Source organism: Lactobacillus helveticus DSM 20075 = CGMCC 1.1877, assembly GCF_000160855.1.
In the GTDB taxonomy this organism is placed as follows: domain Bacteria; phylum Bacillota; class Bacilli; order Lactobacillales; family Lactobacillaceae; genus Lactobacillus; species Lactobacillus helveticus.
Genome location: NZ_GG700761.1, coordinates 14,024 through 18,089, shown reverse-complemented (window position 1 = coordinate 18,089; position 4,066 = coordinate 14,024). Strand labels below are relative to the sequence as shown.

The following is a 4,066-nucleotide window of genomic DNA, read 5'->3' as shown; positions in this document are numbered from 1 at the left end:
TTTTTATTACGGGGGACTATGTCCTCCTTTTTTATGCAATAAAAAACCTGTTAACAGCTTATCATATTGATAAGTCATCAACAGGAAAAATTATAGAGCCATATTAAACAGCATTTTCAATATTCTATTTTAGAAATTGCGGATGGTAAATCATCTGATCAATATATTTTGGAAAGAGAAAATTGGTGGAAACGGGCCTTATTGACGCGAACTTTTGGATACAATATGAATTAACATAAATCATCTATACAGGGGCTATAATTACATAATAACCCCTCGAAAACATTGAAAGAATAGCCCCCAATATCTATAATGTAGATATTGGGGGCTATTTATTTTGATATTATAATTTATAACGCATATTAAGTCACTAGTTTTTTCGGGAATTAGATTTACCACTCATTTCAAGAGCACCACTTTCATAATGGGCCCAACATGAGTAGATTTCGACTATTTTAGTTGCTTTATCAATGGTATAGACGACGCGGTGTTGACCATTTATCCTTCGAGAATAGTAACCAGCCGCAGGTGGTGTTAGTTTTTCAAAAGACTGTATTGGTTTATATGGATCAGATTCCAATACACTTTGTATTTCTTCAAAGGATTGACGTAATGGGCTTCTTAAAACTTTTTTTAAATCACCTTTAGCTGATGATTTTATTTTTACTTTCCAACGACTACTCATTGTCAATTTCTTTGATCATTTCATCTAGATCAACTGATTCATCATCTTTACGGCTGAAGGTGGCTTGAATCTGACCATTCATCATTAAGTTCATGGTTTCCTGTAATGCGTCATAGTCTTTTTTCCCAATCAAAACGGCACTACGGCTGTCATTAGATCCTGCAATAATAACAGGTTGAGAGTCTCGATTAGCATTTTTGATAAGTGAAAATAGGTTTGTTCGTGCTGTAGTTGGATTAATAATTTTTTCCATATGATTCCCCTCCTTAACTTATCTAATATTATATGTGTACATGATAACGTACGTCAATTATAAACTACTATTATAAACTACTATATCGTCAAAGGAGATTATGACTTATGCAACAAGTTGTCTTACCCATCAAAGATTCAAACGTTCTTAAAGAGGTGCAAGACACCTTACTCAACAACTTCAAAGCTGGCCGGCGTAACTATACAATTTTTCAAGTTGGTAAAGCTACGCTACTAAGAGTCAGTGACGTTATGTGCCTAAAACAAGCAGATATCTTTAATCCGGAAGGCTCCATTAAACAAAATGCATTCATTCACGACCGAAAAACAGGCAAGCCTAATACCTTGTACCTTAAACCAGTTCAAACAGAGCTTTTATTGTATCGTCAATGGCTGCTTGATCATAAACTAGAATCTGAATGGCTCTTTCCTTCCCTTCAACACCCAGAACGGCATATTACTGAGAAACAGTTTTATAAGATTATGGCACGAGTTGGTGATCTTTTAGGAATTAACTATCTAGGAACGCATACCATGCGTAAAACAGGCGCTTATCGGGTCTATACGCAGTCAAACTATAATATTGGTTTAGTGATGCATTTATTAAACCATTCAAGCGAAGCTATGACCTTAACCTATCTTGGGTTAGATCAAGCTAGTCGAGAAACGATGTTAGACCAAATTGATTTTGGGTAATGAATGTTTAGAACTTAGTAGTCGTCCAAAAAGGACTACTTTTTTTGTTGAATCGTACGAGGACGATTCAATGCTTTTGACTTGTAAGAACAGGATTGAATGAAGCAATACGGTTCGCATATTTTTAGTGGATGAACAAACAAAATATGAGAGATTTTTTGTTCGTTCATCCATGGTTTTAGAAAAAAGAGGGACGATTTCGGAAGAAGAAAGTCGTCTCTTTTTTTCTTCTTTTTGTATGACAAAAAGAAAGATCTTTTGCCCATTTTATAAAAATAAAATGGGCAGGTGGCGTTTGCGTAAAGCAAATCGACACAATCCAAAGGGGATAAAAGGGGAAAGTGAAACTTCCCCCTTTTCAAGCAACATTGTAATACAAGAACGAAGTGCTTTGTATTACAATGTGATAGCTTGCAGTATTTATGGTTTTATATTTGCTATTTTGTTGTGAGGATTGTAACCGAATAGGGCGCAATGCTTATTACAAAATCAATGACAAAGGGCGATTGACTAATAAGCGCTGGGGCATTTTATATTTGAATAAGTTATTAATGGATCAGAAAAATGTATCACAAATTTAAACAAAAACTCACTCATTTAAGAGACGCTACTAGCATGAAATTTTGTTGTTGCGATAAGCAACTTCTGATACACGATTTTAGCCATTACATCACTCGTTTTTAGAAACTGTTTGAGATCTAAATTGAGTTTTGGTATACTTTTGCAAAAAAGGAAATTGTTATGCCTAATTATCCCAGTAATATTACTCGCCAACAGTTTGAAGTCATTCGCTCAGAACTAGAAAACTTTTGTCAACGGACGAAGCCGCGGCAAGTTGATTTATATGACGTTTTCTGTGCCATTCTATATATCTTAAAGACCGGCGCTCAATGGCGGGCATTACCGCATGATTTTCCCAAGTGGCAAACGGTCTACACGTATTTTCGCTTATGGTCTCGGCAACCAACGCCAGCAGAGCCATCACTGTTAGATCAGGTTTTAAAAAAATTGTCGCTACCTTACGATCCAAGCAGGATCGTTCGGCGTTAACTTCCTTCATTATCGTTGACGCTCAGAGTGTTAAAAATACCGAAACGGCCGAGAATAAAGGCTATGATGCCGGTAAGAAAATTTCTGGAATTAAGCGGCATCTAGCAGTGGATATGAATGGCTTTCCGCAAGCCATTCATTTAACGCGGGCCAATGTCTCTGACCGTGACGGCGCCAGTGCCATGTTAGCCTTAAACGCCGAAAACTTACGCCGGGTTCGAAGCGTATTGGTTGATGGTGGTTACAGTGGCCGCAATTTCGCCATGGATGTCCAGCTTAATTTAAAAGCGACCACCCAAGTCGCCAAACGAAATGAGTTACATAAATTTGAAGTGTTGCCACAACGCTGGATAATTGAACGCTCCTTTAGCTGGTTGGAAAAATATCGTCGGCTCTGGAAAAACTGTGAACGACAGCTGCACACCAGTACAACGATGGTAACTTTAGCGTTTGTCTCAGTTTTCCTACGCCGCTTTTAGAGATCTCAAACAGTTTCTTAGAGTGATGTGATGAAAGGACGGATAATTGGATCCGTCCTTTTTTGTTGTTGGCTAGCCGACTTCTAATACAAATCCTTAGCACAATAACACAACCAACTTTAGTCAAATTGAAAAAAAAGAATTGATGATTCAGACAATTATTATTCAGAAAAGTGATCACTTACTTAAATTTTTAACGCGATTTTGATGTGGCAGAATACCCCTGATTTTGTGGCATGGGTGCCACAAATAGGCGATATTTTGTGGCAAATCACGTTTATTTTAGGTAAAAAGTGGCGTCAGTTTTTTAGGGCTTATAAGTCCCGTAGGGACGCGGTTTTCATAGTGTCGCCACTGGCGAACGTCACGAAAGTGACGCCACTTTTCCTTATCCTGATTTCCCCTCATGGTTCAATTACGCCCTTCTTGAGGCAGTTTTTCAATGACAACGACTTTTAGATCCAAAAAAGCTGTGCATTTCGCACGGCTTTTTGTTTTAAACGAGAAAATTATTTATTCGGTTTTGTAACTCCCTGATTTAATATCTTGAATTTTTTGGTTTAGCAAGTTTATTTTTTGCTTGCGTACATTAATAGCTTTTTCTATGTCAGATATTTCAGATTTTTTCGATTGAATATCTTGAATTGAGGCTAAAGGGAACCAGTATGAGTTAAACAAGAAAAATGAAAAGCTTCAAAAGCTAGTTTTTAGCACTGCCATCTTCCTTTCTCTGTGACCTGGGTGTTTACCGCCAAGCATCTTTTACAGGGCAATGACCTTCTTAAAAAATAAAGCTTGCCAGCACAAAGATTTCTTGCTAAAATAATTTCAATTTCTATGAAGATGTATATTATTTTAATAACATCTAAAAAGGCCTCATTTCCCGAAATTGGGAGATGGGGTC

The 4,066-nt window shown here is 37.1% G+C and carries 6 protein-coding genes; 3 read left to right on the top strand and 3 right to left on the bottom strand.

What is annotated here, in order from left to right:
• Positions 1-370: 370 nt before the first annotated feature.
• Together HMPREF0518_RS08820 and HMPREF0518_RS08815 are read right to left on the bottom strand one after the other, a co-directional pair.
• Positions 371-685 (bottom strand): Txe/YoeB family addiction module toxin, encoded by a 315-nt coding sequence (locus tag HMPREF0518_RS08820; RefSeq protein ID WP_003627885.1) that lies wholly within the window; start codon positions 683-685, stop codon positions 371-373.
• Positions 678-938: a type II toxin-antitoxin system Phd/YefM family antitoxin gene (locus tag HMPREF0518_RS08815; RefSeq protein ID WP_003627884.1), complete on the bottom strand. Its 261-nt coding sequence runs from the start codon at positions 936-938 to the stop codon at positions 678-680. Before HMPREF0518_RS08815 ends, HMPREF0518_RS08820 begins: the two co-directional genes overlap by 8 nt.
• A 107-nt stretch (positions 939-1,045) precedes the next feature.
• Here HMPREF0518_RS08815 and HMPREF0518_RS08810 point away from each other — a divergent pair, with 107 nt between their 5' ends.
• From HMPREF0518_RS08810 to HMPREF0518_RS08805, 3 genes are all read left to right on the top strand, one after another.
• The gene (locus HMPREF0518_RS08810) at positions 1,046-1,633 is read left to right on the top strand and encodes a site-specific integrase (protein WP_003627883.1); all 588 of its coding nucleotides are present in this window, start codon (positions 1,046-1,048) and stop codon (positions 1,631-1,633) included.
• Between the two features lie 127 nt (positions 1,634-1,760).
• Complete coding sequence (locus tag HMPREF0518_RS09915) at positions 1,761-2,084, top strand: hypothetical protein (RefSeq protein WP_003627882.1); 324 nt, start codon at positions 1,761-1,763, stop codon at positions 2,082-2,084.
• 290 nt (positions 2,085-2,374) lie between these two features.
• A protein-coding gene (locus HMPREF0518_RS08805) for an IS5 family transposase (RefSeq protein ID WP_089121852.1) occupies positions 2,375-3,162 on the top strand; the annotation gives its coding sequence in 2 pieces (ribosomal slippage) (positions 2,375-2,633 and positions 2,633-3,162; 789 coding nt in all).
• A 707-nt stretch (positions 3,163-3,869) separates the two neighbouring features.
• On the opposite strand, the gene HMPREF0518_RS10455 is transcribed toward HMPREF0518_RS08805, so the two are convergent.
• A partial coding sequence (locus HMPREF0518_RS10455; RefSeq protein WP_211205001.1) for a hypothetical protein occupies positions 3,870-4,066 on the bottom strand: 197 nt, incomplete at its 5' end.